The following is a 16,485-nucleotide window of genomic DNA, read 5'->3' as shown; positions in this document are numbered from 1 at the left end:
AATGATTATCTAGCTAATAATCAACTATTTTCTGCGCGTAGTTGACGTGTTGCTTCTATCATTGCTGCTAATGCTGGGGTTACTTCCGCCCAAGTACGAGTTTTTAAACCACAGTCATGTCATTACGTTCAGCTTTGCCGTGTAAATGATAGTTAGTATCAAACCACTTAAATCGCCAGCCCAATAAGCTTCAACGATTTTTTTAATTCTCTTTGTCCGCCAACGCGTGGATAACCAAGAATGTAAGGTGTTGCAAGCATTGTTGTTCAGCCTGATAATTGAATTAAACTCAAGTCTTTCTGGTTTAAGATGAATAAATTTTAAGATAAGATTTTAAAGAGAAAAGTTAATGGTTGAATTACGTCACTTAAAAACACTGGTTACTTTGCGGGCTACTGGCAGTTTGGTTGATGCCGCAGATAGGCTGCACCTAACGCAATCAGCTTTATCGCACCAATTAAAAACCCTAGAACATTTATTAAATACCGAATTATTCATTCGTAAAAGTAAGCCACTGCAATTTACACCCAGTGGTCAACGTTTGTTAAAACTTGCCGATGATGCACTACCCAGATTTGAAGCAGCGCATAGAGATTTACAGCGTTTAGCCAAAGGGCAAGCAGGGCGCTTACACCTCGCCATTGAGTGCCACAGTTGTTATCAATGGCTGATGCCAACCTTGGATGCTTTTCGCAAAAAGTGGCCCGAAGTTGAGGTAGATGTTCCGGGTGGACACCACTTTGCACCTTTGCCCGCATTAAAACGCCAAGAATTAGATTTAGTCATTACTGCTGACCCTCGCCCAATAGAAGGCGTGGTTTATTCACCTTTATTTCGTTATGAAAGTCTTCTAGCTATCGCTAAAGATCATGCATTTATTACAAAAGAATTTATAGAACCCTCAGATTTGCTGGCTGAAACTTTAATTACTTACCCAGTAGAGCGTAATTTATTAGATGTATTTACCCACTTTTTAGACCCTGCTGCTGTTGAACCTGCTGGTATAAGAACAGCAGAATTAACTATTTTAATGATGCAGCTGGTGGCAAGCCATCGCGGTGTTTGTGCCTTACCCAATTGGGCAATGACTGAATACTTAGAAAGAGATTACGTTGCAGCGCGTAGGCTTGGTAAAGAAGGTACTTGGGGAACGCTTTATGCAGCACATAGAGAAAACCAGCAAACACTAGCGTTCATTACTGATTTTATTCAAATTGCACGCAAAACTTCAGCGCAAGTATTAACCGGCATAAGACCCGCAGCATAGTTTTAGATTGCTACTACAAAGTATCCCGTATATAAAACACCCCGTACTGGTCATATTCATAAGAATTAGTGGGATTAAATTTACTAAGGCTAATAGCAATTTGATACGCTTTAGCCTGTACTTTAGATGGTGTGCTTGCTGCTAGCTGCGCTAAAGTTAAAGGATAAAAATCAGCGGTTAGTTCATTAACTTTAATCAACGCAACGCCTTCTTTGGTAGCGATAATTGGAGCGCCATCAAAAAAATTGCCTGCCTCTTGATAATAGCCCAAACATTTCCCTGATTCGATTAGGCAAGGACCCCGCCAAAGTTCCATAGCCAATACACGGTAAAACTTACCATCAAGCTTAGCTTGTAAAGGTATGCCAATATTTTGCCCATTAAAAACTCTTAATCGCCTAGACAGCTGTTGATGAGAATCAAATTGCCAATCAATCACTGCTTCTGAAACAAGTTGTGCCCGTGTTGCGGTTTGTATCGCTTTATTAATTTGTGGCGTATAGACCAAGCATTTATTTTGCATCGCACTTAACAAGCTTGGTAACTCTTTAACAAAAATACTGGTAACACGTTCGATAAGGCTGGTTGGTGTATCCCATGCCCAAATAGACGTGGCTGAAGTATTCCAAACCAAATCACCCGCATCATAAATTAAAGTTAGGCGGTGAACGCTACCTTGTATACTTTGCATACCCCGTAAAATCGCCCAACTATCAGGCTCAAACCCTCTAAGCTCCGGCAAATTGCCTGGATGAAAGTTAAGAAATGCCTGCTTTGGTAATGAGAAAATCTGAGGTGGAATCCAAGCACTATAGAAACTTAATCCCCATTGCGGCTGAAGTTCTTCAAGTCGCTGAATAATGGGTTGAAGTACTAGTTGTGCTTGATCGCCATTTAAAGTCTTTATTATATCACTACGCTTACCGACCAAAATGTCAGGCAGTGGCATCCAAATAATGGTTTGCTGATTTAACCAAGGGATTAAAGCGTCACTTGAATGCAAAAGCACCAAACAAGGTGGATAACCTGCATTTGCTGCTGCAATAATTAAAGATTGGGCGCTGTCTATCCACGCTTTATTTTTATTAAGTGGACGCTCACCACCTAGATAAAGTATCCAAGGTGTTATTAATGGTTGCTTCAAATAGAAAACTCCCCTGATTTAGATTTGATAATCAAAGTACCATTCCATTGATCAATTTCTTGATTATTAGCTGCTAACTGGATAGAGGATTCTAAATACAAGTTAACCACGCGATCGTTAGGGTAGTCTTCTGACAAACGGTTTAATACTTGAATAGCTAGCTCAAAATCTGCGTGCTCATAAGCATTTAAGGCGCGTTCCAGCTCTAAACGTGAACGCACTTTTTCATCGCGCTCTTGTACAGGAGCACCATTAAGTATTTCAAATATACGAATGGATTGTGTTTTTCCTTTAACTTGAACTTTACCTAAATAACGGTAAGTTAACTTGTCCTGATCTTCGACTAGATTAAACACAGCATCGCTTACAATCAGTCCTGCACCATAAAGCTTGGTTAAACCTTCTAGTCGGCTAGCGATATTGACATGGTCAGAAATAACTGTGCCTTCCATGCGCTCTGCTTCGCCTAAAATCCCAAGCATACAAGAGCCAGCATGAATACCAATACCAATAGCCAAAACTTCTTTACCCTGAGCATGGCGCTCATTATTCAACTCTAAAAGACTTGATTGCATTCCAACAGCAGCAGCAATGGCATAATCAACACCTAAAGGAAACAGTGCCATAATTGCATCACCAATATACTTATCAATAAAGCCGCTTTGCATTCGAATATGTGGCCCCATAATGCCTAAGTATTGATTTAAAAAATTAAAATTTTCTGCCGGTGTCATCTGTTCTGAAAGCGCTGTAAATGAACGAATATCAGAAAACAGAATAGTCATATCTTTTTGAACTTGATCACCCAGTTTTACGTTAACAACACTGGGGTGTCCAAGGTAATGCAAAAACTGCTCTGGAACGAATCGACGATAAGAGCGGTTAAGTGCATTAATTTCTTTAATATAGTTTTTAATATGAATAGACATACTATTAAACGTATCTGCCAGCTCATTAACTTCATCATTACTATTAATAATAATTTCAGTATCCCAATCACCATCAGCAAGTCGTAATACACCTTTGCGTAGCTTCCTTAGTGTTCTAAGCAATAGCATAGTAAAAAATATAATGACAAATAATAGACCGATTGTCGCAATCGCAACCCAATAAAGCGTTTGTAAGTACATTTCACGCTTATTTTCAAGGTAGGTAAATAACTCTGTACCCACTTCAACTAAAGCCAGTGTTTCTCCTTGCTCATTGATAATGGGTGCTACACCATAGAGCCAATCACCACTTACATCAGTGGTGATCTCTGCTGCAATCTGACCATTAAATGCTTTTTTATAGACACTGTTTGGTTCATTGAACCATAAAAATGGATGAGAAATACCTATTTGATCATTAAGGTACATAAACCCATAAATATTATTATCAATGACTCGATAAAGCGCAAAATAAAAACCTTCATTCCATTGATCTTTATTATAATTTAATGCTTTATGGTATTCTTTTCTGATTTCTTGATACTCATTATTCCAATAACTTGACTGGGCTTCAAAACCTTTAAAAAGATTAGGATCAATAGTCCTAGCAAAGTTTTGCGCCATCATTGAAACTTTTTGTATCTTTTCTTCGGCGAGCTGTGCATCAAAATATTTAATAACCATATTAGTTACAATGAGTGTTGATAGACTTAACAAGGGCGCAAGTATTAGCACTTGCTTTATAATTAAGGAGACTTTACGCATTAAAAGATTAGCATAAATATACCAAATCAATTGAATAAAGATAAGAACCCATATAATGAAAGCAAAATACACAAAGCTTTGCCATAAAATTTGATTCCAAGGACGCAACGCATGATCTTTTTGAAAAAATATATCGCCATTAATGCCTAACCCCAAAACTGAATATTCATCAGTTGTTAGAATTAAACCTGGCGCTTGATAGGTAAATCGGTAATAAATTGAAGGTGATGCAGAAGGTTCTTGTTGAATACGTCGCTGATAATCAAAAATTATGGCTGCATCCGCTTGCTTACTTGGCAAGCTAACTAAAGATTGCGATGAAAGATCAATAAAAATTAACCGGCCATCACCCGTGTTTTTTAACCCCCAAGGCAGGGTACGTGCTAAAGGCGATTGCACGGGGCGAGTATTCAAAACAACTTTATCGCCATCAAACAAAAGCTCACTTTGCCCCGTCCAATCATAAGACTTTATTTTACCATTTTTTAAAGTCGCAAAAAAACCTTGCTTAGCATTCCAATCAAGGCTTGAAATCCATTGCCTTGCATTAGGAAAATCAATACTACCGACAAGCTCAACAGCACCTTGTACGCTATTAAGTATAAAGCCCTTGACTTGATGCTCTTCTAAGAATAAAAACTGTAAACGGTTATCTTGTATTTTTAAGCCATAAAGAGAACCACGCTGCACTAAAGTTGAATGCGGTTCGTGATGTATTTGATAAACAATTTGATCAAAGTGACCATTAGGCAAATAGCGTAATAATTCTTCACGCTCAACAAACATACCATGTAAGTCTAGTACTTGATTATGCACATAAAGGTTGCCTTGATTATCAACCTGCAAATCACGCGCAAAAAAGAAACCACCTTCTTCACGCTCACCACCAAAAAGTTCAAACTCAAGAAAACCTTCTTTATTTAGCTTTTGAATACGCCGGTGTGAACGATCAACAACATACAAAAATTCATCTGCATCTTGAATAGCGTATTGAGGGTATTCAAACTCAATTTTTTTGTTCCAAACGGCAACAGAATCAATAATCTGATCGCGCTCATGTACCAGAAAAAATCCAATGAGGCTTAAAACAAAAATTCTAATCGAAAGTGAGTAGAATCGTTTCATAAAATGGATACCTTAGAAGGGGTATTAGAAGAGGCAGATGTTTCTTTAAGGAACAAAAGTGCCGGTAATGTTGCAAAAAGCACCAACAGACCCAGTACCAATATACCCAGTTGCTGACCTAGAAGTAGCGCAATAGAAAATCCTATCGGCCCCAAGGTTTCTCCAATTTTGCTAAATAGTTCAAAATAGCCTGTTGCTTTATCTTCGCCCAACAATTTAGATGATGGCATTTCAAGGTAATATTCATTTTGAGCTGTAGCACAGAAACCTTCTGTGATGCCCATCAAAATAAGCGCCATTACAGCACCCCATAAAGAACCCGTAGCAGCAAAAATTATTAAACTAGCAGCCCAAAGTGCTGAGCCAAGCATTTGTGTTTGAAAATCACCTAAACGACGCTTGAAGAAACGGCTAAGTGGAGGACCAAAATAAATAATAAACAAGCCATTCAGTATAAATAACCGACCAATATCAGCAATGGATAACCCTTGATCCTCTGCAAAAACAGGCAGGTAATAGGCTAAAAAAGTACCGGCTAAATAAGTAGGAAAGACTAGGCAGATAAAAAACAGCCATATTTTAGGATCACGCAAGTAAATTGTAAGCGCAGACCTTTTGGTTACTTCTACTTTTTTGGTTAATCCTATACCGCTACTTTCTTCAACGGCTGCTTTAATTGCCGGCTGAATATAAACTAAGCGCTTTAAGCCATAAAAGTAAAAAACGAAGGCTAAAATAAGAATACTAGCAGCCACATAGAATACTTGTGAAAAGCCCAATAAATCAGCAAGGCTTGCACCTAAAACAACACCAACATTACCACCGGCGATCATCCCCGCATAAAAATGGCTATAACCTTCTGAACGAGCCTGTTGTCGGCTTTCTTGGTTAATTAACGCACGTAAACCAATGTAGCTGATACCACTGCCTAAGCCAGTGAAGCCGCGTGCCACACAAAAACTTGACATATCCCAAGCTAAACCAGAAAAAACCAGCCCTACTAAAACAACTAACAAACCAATAACAAATAAACGCCGCCAACCTAAACTAGGTACTAAATAACCAGAAATAAGCGTGGCAAAACCAAAAAAGAACAGCTCGATAGAAATGGGTAATGCGAGTAAAAAATCTTTAGATAATCCAGTAACGGGTTCATAAAAACCACTCATCATCAGTGGTATAAACGCTAATGACATAGAAACAGCAGTAAAGAAAATAAAGTTTAATGGCCGTGCTAGCTGTACATCAGAAAAGTCACCCACCTTACTAATAGCGACTTTGTCAGTAACAAAATTAAAGCGTTGCTTCAATATTTGATATAAAAAGATCATTTCCATCATCACTAAAACAAGAATGACTAAGATGGTAATTACTTGTAGCGCCAAATCTTTTATTAACTTTTGGCTAGCCAAGCGAAAGGCATAAAGGTCGGTTCCAGTTTCAAAAAGCGCAACAACCTCACCCGCTTTATTTTTAACCGGACTAACACCGTAAAGCCATTCGCCAGAAATATCGTGCGTCATCTCTGTTGCAATTAAACCGCGTTGCGCTTTTTCATAAACGCTATCATCACCAAGCCAATCAAAAGGATGCATCATGCCAATGCTTCCATTTAAATACATAAGACCATAAAGCCGGTTATTGATAATTCGATAAATTGCAAAGTAACTGCTTTCATTCCAAGTATCTTGGTTGTAGTTCAAGCCCTCCAAAAAACTTGCATAAATTTTTTGATAAGCCTCACCTTGAAAATCATCCAAACCTTGAAGTTGATCAAACAATTCAGCATCGACCAAGCGAGGGCTGGTTTGCAGCATATACGAAAGTTTTTCAACTAAAACCTGTTCATATTGCTTGGTAAGGTGAGGAATAATCATATTTGAAACAACAAAAGCAGAAATTGAAACGGCTGCTATAGTGGCTATCGAAAGATAAAAAACCTGACCTGAATGCTGAATTAATAACTGAACACCAAAAAAGAGCAGCCTTGATAAAGCAACCACAAAAACCAAACAACTCACCCAAGCCAACCAATGATTTTGCAACAACTGAGCATTATAAGGTGCAACGGTTAAATACCGTTCTAATCCTGACTGAGACCATTGAATCACCGCTTCATCGTTGGTAGTAATCAGGCTGTTATCGGGTGCTATAGAAAAGTGATAATAGTTAAAAAATGCCGTTTCTGGGCGACTAGCTTGTAGTTGATTGCCAGAAAAAAAAGCGCTGTTCAGTTGATGGTTATCAAGTGGATGAATGGACTGATTCAGTAGATCAAGCGTAAAAATGGTCTGTTGTTTATTAACAGCAACACCCCAAGGAGCAATCGAGAAAGCTTGCGCTGGGGCTTGATAGCGTTGTTCTGTCCAATACATTCCATCTACGGCAAAAGAAGTTTGGTGGATACTGCCGTTTTTCTTTGAGTAAACAAAAGATTCTAAGCTTATGGGGTGTAAATCAGCAATAAGGTAATCGGCACCTTTTAATGGATAAAACAGCCCAGACTCTACTTCAGTAATACTGTTTGAATTGGCTAAGCTAAAAGGCTGAATTCCGCGCTCATCAACCACATACCAATGCAGCCGATCCTGATAATAGGTCAGTCCTGTAATTTTTCCTCTTTGTACCAAAGTAGGTTTATGGTCTGCTTCTGAATAGTTTTGCTGGTAAATCAAGCCAATGAACTGGCCTTGAGAATCATACTCTTGAATTTCTTCACGTATAAGATTGAAACCACGTTCATCCATAACATGATTGAGTAGGAAGATATGACCTTTTGAATCTACAGCTAAATCAAAAGCATAAAAGAATGAGTTAGGTTTTTTTTCTCCACCCTTTAATATCAAAGAGGATTGATTATTAGCATTAATTCGCGTGATACGGCGTTTTGATTGGTCAATAACATAAAGTTGATTTCTTGTATCAGCAACAGCGTATTCAGGGTAGCTGTAATGCAAAGCTGTAACCCAAGGTGCGTCATTAAGGTAGGCTCTATTTTGCCAAGTTATCAGCGCAGTAAATACAAGTAATAAAATTAAAATGCTATATTTATATTTACTAAAGTTCATGATTTAAGTGCTATAGCGTGTGTGTTTATAGAAAAAAAAGAATAAAAATCAACGACAACCAAAAATGCCTTAAAATACTGCATTAAAATTACCTTATAGGTATTGCAACGACGTTATGTACGGGGCTAGCTTGAAGAGGATCGCTAATTTTTTCTAAGTCTAACCTTTAAACCCACTCTTTAACAAGGTTATTAAAATGTCTGTTAAGAAATTTTTATCGCCCCTGCTTGCCTTAGCACTGCTGCTAGTTTTAATTATTTGGTTAGCCAGCGGTGATTTTTTAAGCAGCAAAACCACTGCACCTTCAGCTATTCAACAAATATCAAGCCAACCAATTACCGCCCAAAAAGCGATGCGTGTTGAAACGCAGTGGATAGAAGCTAAATTATTCCACCCAGTAGAAACCTTGCAAGGGCAACTAAAACCTTGGCAACAGGTAGACATTCTTGCAGAAACCAGTGGTCGAGTGATTCAATTATTCGCTCAAGAAGGACAACACCTTACACAAGGTGCTGAACTATTGCAGTTGGCTAAAGATAACCGCCCTGCCCAACTCGCCCAATTTAAAGCTGAATATGCAAGCCGTGCTGCTGACCTTAAAGCAGCGCAACGCTTAAAAAACGCTAATCTTGTTTCAGACAATGAATTACTACGCCTAAAAAGTAGCTTGCTACAAACCGAAGTTGATTTACAAGCGATTCAATTAGAACTTGCCAATACACGCCCTAAAGCACCGTTTGCTGGTTTGTTAGAAAAGCGTCATGTAGAACTGGGTGAGTTTGTACAAACAGGCAACCCTTTATTTACCTTGTTAAATATTAATCGATTAAAAGCCGTTGCCCAAATCTCACAACAAAAGATAGCCAATATCAAAGAGAACCAGCCGGTTAAGTTAACTCTACTTGATGGCCGCGAACTAACAGGTAAAGTTGCTTTAATCAGTAGCCTTGCTGATATGGCTACTCGTACTTTTAAGCTAGAAGTAGTGATTGAAAACCCTCAGCAATTACGTTTAGCCGGTGCTAGCGCAACTTTATTTATTCAGCGTCCCAGCATCGCTGCTCACTACCTTTCTTTAGCTAGACTTAGTTTAAATCAACAAGGTCGTATGGGTATTAAGCACGTTAATGAACAACAGCAGGTTGTCTTTTCGCCGGTAGAATTATTAAGCAGCGACATTAACGGTGCTTGGCTCGGTGGTTTACCTAAAAAAATCCAGCTCATTACGCTGGGTGCTGGTTTTGTTGAATCGGGTGACACGGTTTTACCCGTTCTTAAACAAGCACTAGACAGTCAGGAGCAGCGTTAATGTTAAATTTAATTAGTGCTGCAATTAACCGCAGCCGTGCAACATTATTGGCATTATTAATGCTGGTTATTGGCGGCTGGGCCGCTTATGTCGCCATTCCCAAAGAAGCTTTTCCCGATATTACTATTCCCATTGTTTATATTTCGATGCGCTTAGAAGGCATTAGTCCAGAAGATGCCGAACGCCTACTGGTACGTCCAATGGAGCAAGAGCTCAGCTCATTAGAAAGCGTTAAAAAAATGACGGGCAATGCATCAGAAGGCCATGCTTCGGTATTACTAGAATTTGACGCAGGCTTTGATTCCAAACAAGCCTTGCAAGATGTAAGGGAGCTGGTTGATAACGCACGTAGCAAACTACCCTCTGAAGCTGACGACCCACAAGTCCATGAAGTTAATACCGCACTGTTCCCTATTTTATCCATCGGGCTTTCTGGCCCCATTGATGAATTTACACTCGTCGCAACAGCACGGCAGATTCAGCTAACACTAGAAGCCTTACCTGAAATACTGGAAGTAGATATTGGTGGCAATAAAGAAGACTTATTAGAAATACTGATTGATCCACAAATTATGGAAAGCTATGGGTTAGATGCCGCCCAATTATTTAACCTAGTTTCACGTAATAACCGCCTAGTAGCTGCCGGTAGTTTAGACAGCGGGGCAGGGCGTTTAGCCATAAAAGTGCCTGGCGTAATAGAAAACCTTGAAGATTTAATGCAAATGCCCGTTAAGGTAAGCGGCACTACTGTGATTACTTTTGGTGACTTAGCAACCATTCACCGTACATTTAAAGACCCTACGGGTTTTGCCAGAATTAATGGTCAGCCGGCTATGGTGTTAGAAGTCACTAAGCGCAGTGGTGCCAATATTATTGAAACTGTAGCGCAGGTAAAAGCCTTACTAAAAGCAGCACAACCCTTATTACCCAAAGAACTCGCTATTAATTACATCATGGATCAGTCTATTGAGGTCGAAAACACCCTTAATGATCTACTCAACAACGTCGCCACAGCAGTCGTATTAGTCATGTTAATTGTAATTGCTGCAATGGGTTTTCGCTCGTCTGTACTGGTCGGCATTACCATTCCTGGTGCTTTTTTAGTCGGTATTTTAATGATCTGGGCGCTAGGCTACACCATGAATACAATGGTGCTATTTGCTTTGATTTTAGTGGCAGGAATGCTGGTTGATGGCGCATTGGTGGTGGCTGAATTGGCTAATCGTTACTTAGAAGAAGGTTTAACGCCGCCTCAAGCTTGGCAACAAGCGGCTAGCCGTATGGCTTGGCCCATTACTGCATCAACCGCAACCACCATTTCAGTATTTTTACCGCTGCTATTTTGGCCAGGTATGGTTGGTGAATTTATGAAATTTTTACCCATCACGGTCATTCTTTGTTTGCTAGCATCGTTAGCGATGGCGCTGGTTTTTTTACCGGCACTGGGCAGTGTTTCTGGTGGTGGCAAAAATATTCAACTAAGCAAAGCAGACATCACTGCTTTGGGTGAAGCAGCTGACTACCGTGTTGGTTCTAAACCACCAAGCCGTTTAGGGGTTATGTATCGCAAGCTCTTGAACAAACTGCTGCATTACCCAGCCTCAACCCTATTAGCAATACTGGGTTTAATTGCGGTGATTTACCTTGCTTACACTCAGTTTAATCACGGCTTTGATTTTTTTCCTGCCATCGAACCCGACTCAGCCCAAGTTCAAATTCGTGCGCGAGGCGATTTGTCCATTTATGAAAGTGATGCTTTAGTTCAACGCGTTGAAAAACGTCTAACGGGTATGACTGAAATCAAAGCTTTTTACGCCCGTTCCTTTACAAGCCAAACGGGTCGCAGCTTTGGTGGCGACACGCCAGAAGATACCATTGGCACGATTCAATTTCAGTTTAACGATTGGAATGAGCGCCGCAAAGCACAAGATATTATTAATGAAATGCGTGAGAGAACAGCTGATATTTTAGGAGTTTTTTTAGAGTTTCGTGAGCAAAAACAAGGCCCTGGTGGGAGTAAACCTTTTGAATTAGAAGTGAGTTCTTCTGACACATTAAAAGCCAAAGCAGCAGTGGCGCAAATTATTACTCAAATGCAACAAATTGGCGGCTTTACCGACCTTCAAGACAACCGCAGCTTATCAGGCATTGAATGGCGTTTTATTGTTGATCGAGAAGCCGCTGCTCGCTTTGGCGCAGACATAACCGCTGTAGGTAATGCGGTGCAATTAGTCACCAATGGTTTAATGCTGGCAAAATATCGCCCTGAAGATGCCAACGATGAAGTCGATATTCGTGTTCGCTTTCCTTTTGCCGCACGTACTTTAGCGCAACTAAGCCGCATGACACTGCACACCACCAGCGGACAAGTACCACTCAGTAATTTTGTACGCCTAGAGCCAGCACAAAAAACCAGTACACTGACCCGCTTAAATGGTCAACGCACCCTTACGCTAAAAGCTGATTTAGCAGCCGGTTATCAATTAGATAAACAACTAACACTGTTACAACCACTGTTAACGCAACTACCGGAAGGTGTAACAGTAAAAATTGCTGGTGAAAAAGCAGATATGCAAGAGTCAATGATTTTTTTAATCACTGCGTTTTTAATCGCTATCTTTTTAATGCTGATTATTCTAGTGATGCAGTTTAATAGCCTTTATCAAACTTTTTTGGTGCTTTCAGCGATTGTATTTTCAACAGCGGGCGTATTGCTGGGGTTAATGTTGGCAGGACAAGCCTTTGGCGTGGTGATGGTGGGCATGGCGATTATTGCATTAGCAGGCATCGTAGTTAACAACAATATCGTATTAATTGATACCTACAACCGCATTCGGCAACAGGGTTTAAGCGCGATAGAAGCCGCGTTAGAAACGGGTAGCCTAAGGTTGCGTCCTGTTTTGCTAACAGCGCTGACCACTATTTTGGGTTTATTGCCGATGGTATTAGGCATTAACGTCAATCTAATGGAACCCAGTTTAGGTTGGGATGCACCTTCAACGCAGTGGTGGCGACAGCTTTCTAGCGCAATTGTTGGGGGATTAGCATTTGCAACCCTGTTAACGCTGATTTTAACGCCTTGTTTATTAGTGCTGGGTGAGAAAGTTTCATTAACATCACGCCAATTAAATAAACAACAAGCCTTAACTGCAAATAGCTAAACAACTAAACACAAAAAAAATCCCCGACTCAAGTTCGGGGATTTTAATTACTTTTTAGCTGCTGCTGAATCTTTAGCAATTAATTCTTTTACTTTTTTAACTGACCAAACACTTGCTACAACCATAACTGCAACCAGTACAAGGCTGGCAATAACATATTGATCTAAATACATAAGGCTTTCTCCACTCCAGCACAATAAACGCTTTAAACTTCCTGCTAACCTAGTTTAACCCATATTCAAGTAGAAGAAACAGCCTGAATCTTAACCTAGATCATTAATCCGCTTTTTTAAAGCCGTAAATTTAAGGCAATAAAGCTGCAATGCCATATTCTTCGTCTAAGATTCGACCGATCGCATTACCGCTGCTTAAATGGTGTGCATATTGTGTATGTAAGCAACGAATTTGTTGCCAGTTTTCTATACCGCCCACGCCGCGTTTAGTAAAAACGTCGGTAAAGCCTAGACGTTCAATTTCATCTTTAGTGGCTTGGCTCATCGCGGCCCAGCGTCTGGCTACATAATCCTCATGGCTTTGGCGGTATTCAGTCATTAACAAAGGTTCATCTTGCAAGCGTTGCTCTAACACTTTAATTAAACCAGCGGCTTCTAAATGCGATAATTCTTTGACTAAAAAACGGCTGCTTAACCAATAAAAAGTCGGAAAAGGTTTACCCTTCACCAATGCAGCCACTTGCAAGGCTAATGGATGACCTTGACTATCAATGGCTGTAATTAACTCCATTCCTGTTGGTTCTTTGCCTAATTCATCAGCAATCAATAACCGCTGCTCTGGCGTAGGTTGTAAGGCAACGCGTTGAAACATAATTCTTCTCATCACAATAAAAAACAGCGGGGTTAAATGCCCGCTGTTTTATTAAAAATTTAAACGATTAATTCAGCACTGATTAACCCGCTAAGTAAGCACTTAACATCCACACGGTTTTTTCTTGCTGACCAATGTAGTCGCTCATTAATGCTGTAGTGCCTTCATCGCCAGCTTCACTTGCTACACTTAAAAGCTCACGCTGCATTTCAATAATCTGCTTATAACCAACTAACAAACCTTCAACACACACTTTACCGTCAGTGGCTTGCTTGTGCTCTTTAATGCTGCTTTGAGCAATGTAATCACTAAAAGCGTGTAATGGACGATGACCCAAAGTTAAAATACGCTCAGCCAATTCATCAACTTTTAAAATTAAGTCGTTGTACTGCTCTTCAAACTTAACGTGCAGCTCAAAAAATTGACGACCTTGAATATTCCAATGATAACCACGCACGTTCATGTAAAAAATTTGGTAGTTCGCCAGCAGTGTGTTCAGTTTTTCTGCTAATAGCTGAGATTTAGCTATATCCAGTCCGATACGATTCGTGTTCATTTGAATCTCCTTACCCATTTGAAATTCGTTAAAGCATTCAACTAATAAGTATTCATCTTAACCCAGCAACTAGTCTGCTGCTAAGTTTTTTTATGACTACAGTTAATAACTAATAACTATTAAAGTTGGCTTTCTGGTGCAAAACTAAAGCAGGGTGCTGGCGAATCAGGTAATAACTTAGCAACCTTATTAATCTTAGCAAGCAACGCTTCACTGCTGGCTGCAACAAGATTAACGTGCCCCAGTTTTCTGCTAGCCCGCTCTTCTTTACCATAGAGGTGTAGGTGCAAACCTTCTTCTTGTAACAACTGCTGTGCATCACCATTTTTGGCAATAATATTAACCATGCAAGTGGGCGAAAGTGCCGTGGTTGCACCCAACGGTAAACCAGTAACCGCACGCAGGTGGTTTTCAAATTGGCTAGTGGCTGCACCATTTTGTGTCCAGTGCCCAGAATTATGCACTCTAGGTGCCATTTCATTCGCCATTAGCTGGCCATTGGCTTGCTGGAATAATTCAAGCGTCAGTACGCCCACATAATCTAATTCGTTAAGCAGTGCGTTTATATAACCTTCTGCTTGAGCTTGTAAGTCAGTATTTAAGTTAGGTAGCGGTGCAAAGGAATAACGCAAAATGCCATCGACGTGGTGATTTTCAGCAATAGGGTAAAAACGCACTTCGCCCACTTGCCCCCGTACAGCAATAATCGAAACTTCGCGTACAAAATCTATAAAGGCTTCAACAATTAACTCACGCCCACCAATACGCTGCCAAACGGCCGTAACACCTTCACTGCTAGCGGTTTTTAATACCGCTTGACCTTTCCCATCATACCCTTCAGTAACAGTTTTAATAACGACGGGTTTGTTATGCTTATTTATTAAGTCTGTTACTGCTTGCTGCAAGGTTTCTAAAGAATCCACCAAATGGTATTCAGGGGTAGGAATGGCTAGCTGAGTAAATAAAGCTTTTTCTAAACCACGGTTTTGGCAAACTTGTAAGGCTCGACTAGAAGGGTAAACAGGTTTATGTTGCTCAATTTCACGTACAAGCGCTACGGGCAGGTGTTCAAATTCATAGCTAACCACATCCACTTGGCTCAAAAATTCAGCTAAACACGTATTATCTTTATCAATCAAGGTTTGCCCAATATCAGCACTAGGATTACCCGTCGTGTCTAAAAAAACAAAGCGTTGCCCTAAAGGATAGCCTGCTAAAGCGAGCATTTGCCCTAATTGACCAGCACCTAGAATACCTACACGCATGGTTTAAAACCTCTAGTTTATATAACGCGTGGATCAGGATTATCCAACACGGTTTGAGTTTGATTAGTACAAAATTCTTCTAGTTTTTTAGCAATGCTAATATCATTCAACGCTAAAATTTGCGCGGCTAAAATAGCGGCATTAGCAGCACCCGCTTTACCAATAGCAAGGGTTGCGACAGGAACACCCGCTGGCATTTGTACAATGGACAATAAAGAATCCATGCCTTTTAAGGCTTGGCTTTCAATGGGTACACCCAAAACTGGCAAATTAGTTTGTGAAGCGGCCATACCGGGCAAATGTGCTGCGCCGCCAGCACCGGCAATAATCACCTTCAAGCCACGGCTTTTAGCACTTTTAGCATAAGTAAACAGCTTGTCTGGCGTGCGATGAGCAGAAACGACTTCAACTTCATAACTAACACCCAAGGTATCTAGTAGAGCAGCAGCGCGTTCCATGGTGGGCCAATCTGATTTAGACCCCATAATGATACCGACTTGTGGTTGCATCTAAGCTTGCTCCCAATCCTGATTAATTCAGTAGTAGTTAAAATGAAAGCCCGAAAGCATACCCTATAAACCTAGCTAGGGAAAAGTGCTAATCTAGCTGGGTTAATTTTTATTGGTCGTTTTTTACAAATTAAGGAATAAAAATGCTACTTAAATTAGGGTTAAGCCTGTTTATTCTACCGTTATTGGTTTTAATGGGGGTGTGGGGCGTTGAATATGCTGATGTCAGCAGCTGTATTTATGAAGGTGGCAGTTACGATTATATACTTAACGAATGCTTAATGGATCAACAAGGCATTTTTGTAACCTTTGCCGAGCGCCACCCACTTTTAGTAAGCACCAGCCTTTGGGCATCGTGTGCTGGGCTGGTGTTTACTTTAGTAGGGCTTTACAAGGGACGTAGCTAGCGCATTAGTTAAATGTGACTACTCACCGCCCTTAATCGGGCGATGCTTCTTATTTCGTTAGCCGTTGCTCGATAGTATCAAGACTTACGCAGCTTCCATAAGCAGAAACGACCGACCAGCCGCCTTTAATTCTAGAATGCCTTTATCACGAATAT

General features: G+C 40.2%; 12 protein-coding genes and 1 pseudogene. 4 read left to right on the top strand and 9 right to left on the bottom strand.

The annotated features are described in order from the left end of the window. Positions 1-20: 20 nt before the first annotated feature. Positions 21-107: pseudogene (locus VJY63_RS11870) on the bottom strand (hypothetical protein); the annotation flags it as partial. Between the two features lie 242 nt (positions 108-349). Here VJY63_RS11870 and VJY63_RS07950 point away from each other — a divergent pair. Continuing rightward, a complete protein-coding gene (locus VJY63_RS07950) occupies positions 350-1,267 on the top strand; it encodes a LysR family transcriptional regulator (RefSeq protein ID WP_324049720.1) in 918 nt (305 codons plus the stop codon). A 13-nt stretch (positions 1,268-1,280) separates the two neighbouring features. Here VJY63_RS07950 and VJY63_RS07945 read toward each other — a convergent pair whose 3' ends face one another. From VJY63_RS07945 to VJY63_RS07935, 3 genes are read right to left on the bottom strand one after another with little or no spacing between them, the layout of a single operon-like run. Next, a complete protein-coding gene (locus VJY63_RS07945) occupies positions 1,281-2,411 on the bottom strand; it encodes a formyltransferase family protein (protein WP_324049718.1) in 1,131 nt (376 codons plus the stop codon). After that, positions 2,408-5,230 carry an adenylate/guanylate cyclase domain-containing protein gene (locus VJY63_RS07940; protein ID WP_324049716.1) on the bottom strand — a complete coding sequence of 941 codons (2,823 nt, stop codon included), beginning with the start codon at positions 5,228-5,230 and terminating at the stop codon, positions 2,408-2,410. Before VJY63_RS07940 ends, VJY63_RS07945 begins: the two co-directional genes overlap by 4 nt. Next, positions 5,227-8,298 carry an MFS transporter gene (locus VJY63_RS07935; RefSeq protein WP_324049714.1) on the bottom strand — a complete coding sequence of 1,024 codons (3,072 nt, stop codon included), beginning with the start codon at positions 8,296-8,298 and terminating at the stop codon, positions 5,227-5,229. The genes VJY63_RS07940 and VJY63_RS07935 overlap by 4 nt, the downstream gene beginning before the upstream one ends. A gap of 196 nt (positions 8,299-8,494) precedes the next feature. On the opposite strand from VJY63_RS07935, the gene VJY63_RS07930 reads away from it, so the two are divergent. Together VJY63_RS07930 and VJY63_RS07925 are read left to right on the top strand one after the other, a co-directional pair. Continuing rightward, entirely contained in the window at positions 8,495-9,607 is a 1,113-nt protein-coding gene (locus VJY63_RS07930; RefSeq protein WP_324049712.1) for an efflux RND transporter periplasmic adaptor subunit, read from the top strand. Further along, complete coding sequence (locus tag VJY63_RS07925) at positions 9,607-12,768, top strand: efflux RND transporter permease subunit (RefSeq protein ID WP_324049710.1); 3,162 nt, start codon at positions 9,607-9,609, stop codon at positions 12,766-12,768. Before VJY63_RS07930 ends, VJY63_RS07925 begins: the two co-directional genes overlap by 1 nt. A gap of 47 nt (positions 12,769-12,815) precedes the next feature. Here VJY63_RS07925 and VJY63_RS07920 read toward each other — a convergent pair whose 3' ends face one another. From VJY63_RS07920 to purE, 5 genes are all read right to left on the bottom strand, one after another. Next, a complete protein-coding gene (locus VJY63_RS07920; RefSeq protein WP_324049708.1) occupies positions 12,816-12,941 on the bottom strand; it encodes a hypothetical protein in 126 nt (41 codons plus the stop codon). A gap of 130 nt (positions 12,942-13,071) precedes the next feature. After that, positions 13,072-13,593, bottom strand: coding sequence for a DUF501 domain-containing protein (locus VJY63_RS07915; protein WP_324049706.1), 522 nt, complete (start codon positions 13,591-13,593; stop codon positions 13,072-13,074). Positions 13,594-13,675: 82 nt separating this feature from the next. After that, the gene (locus tag VJY63_RS07910; RefSeq protein WP_324049704.1) at positions 13,676-14,149 is read right to left on the bottom strand and encodes a Dps family protein; all 474 of its coding nucleotides are present in this window, start codon (positions 14,147-14,149) and stop codon (positions 13,676-13,678) included. Positions 14,150-14,268: 119 nt separating this feature from the next. After that, positions 14,269-15,414 carry a 5-(carboxyamino)imidazole ribonucleotide synthase gene (locus VJY63_RS07905; protein ID WP_324049702.1) on the bottom strand — a complete coding sequence of 382 codons (1,146 nt, stop codon included), beginning with the start codon at positions 15,412-15,414 and terminating at the stop codon, positions 14,269-14,271. Between the two features lie 17 nt (positions 15,415-15,431). Further along, positions 15,432-15,923: a 5-(carboxyamino)imidazole ribonucleotide mutase gene (purE, locus tag VJY63_RS07900; RefSeq protein ID WP_324049700.1), complete on the bottom strand. Its 492-nt coding sequence runs from the start codon at positions 15,921-15,923 to the stop codon at positions 15,432-15,434. A gap of 143 nt (positions 15,924-16,066) precedes the next feature. Between purE and VJY63_RS07895 the strand changes: the two genes are divergently transcribed. Continuing rightward, the gene (locus tag VJY63_RS07895) at positions 16,067-16,330 is read left to right on the top strand and encodes a hypothetical protein (protein WP_324049698.1); all 264 of its coding nucleotides are present in this window, start codon (positions 16,067-16,069) and stop codon (positions 16,328-16,330) included. The last annotated feature ends 155 nt before the right edge of the window (positions 16,331-16,485 follow it).

Origin of the sequence: Marinospirillum sp. (assembly GCF_035271045.1) — a bacterium.
Classification (GTDB): Bacteria; Pseudomonadota; Gammaproteobacteria; order Pseudomonadales; family Halomonadaceae; genus Marinospirillum.
Note: the sequence above shows the minus strand (reverse complement) of the source record. Positions and strands in the feature narration are given on the sequence as shown.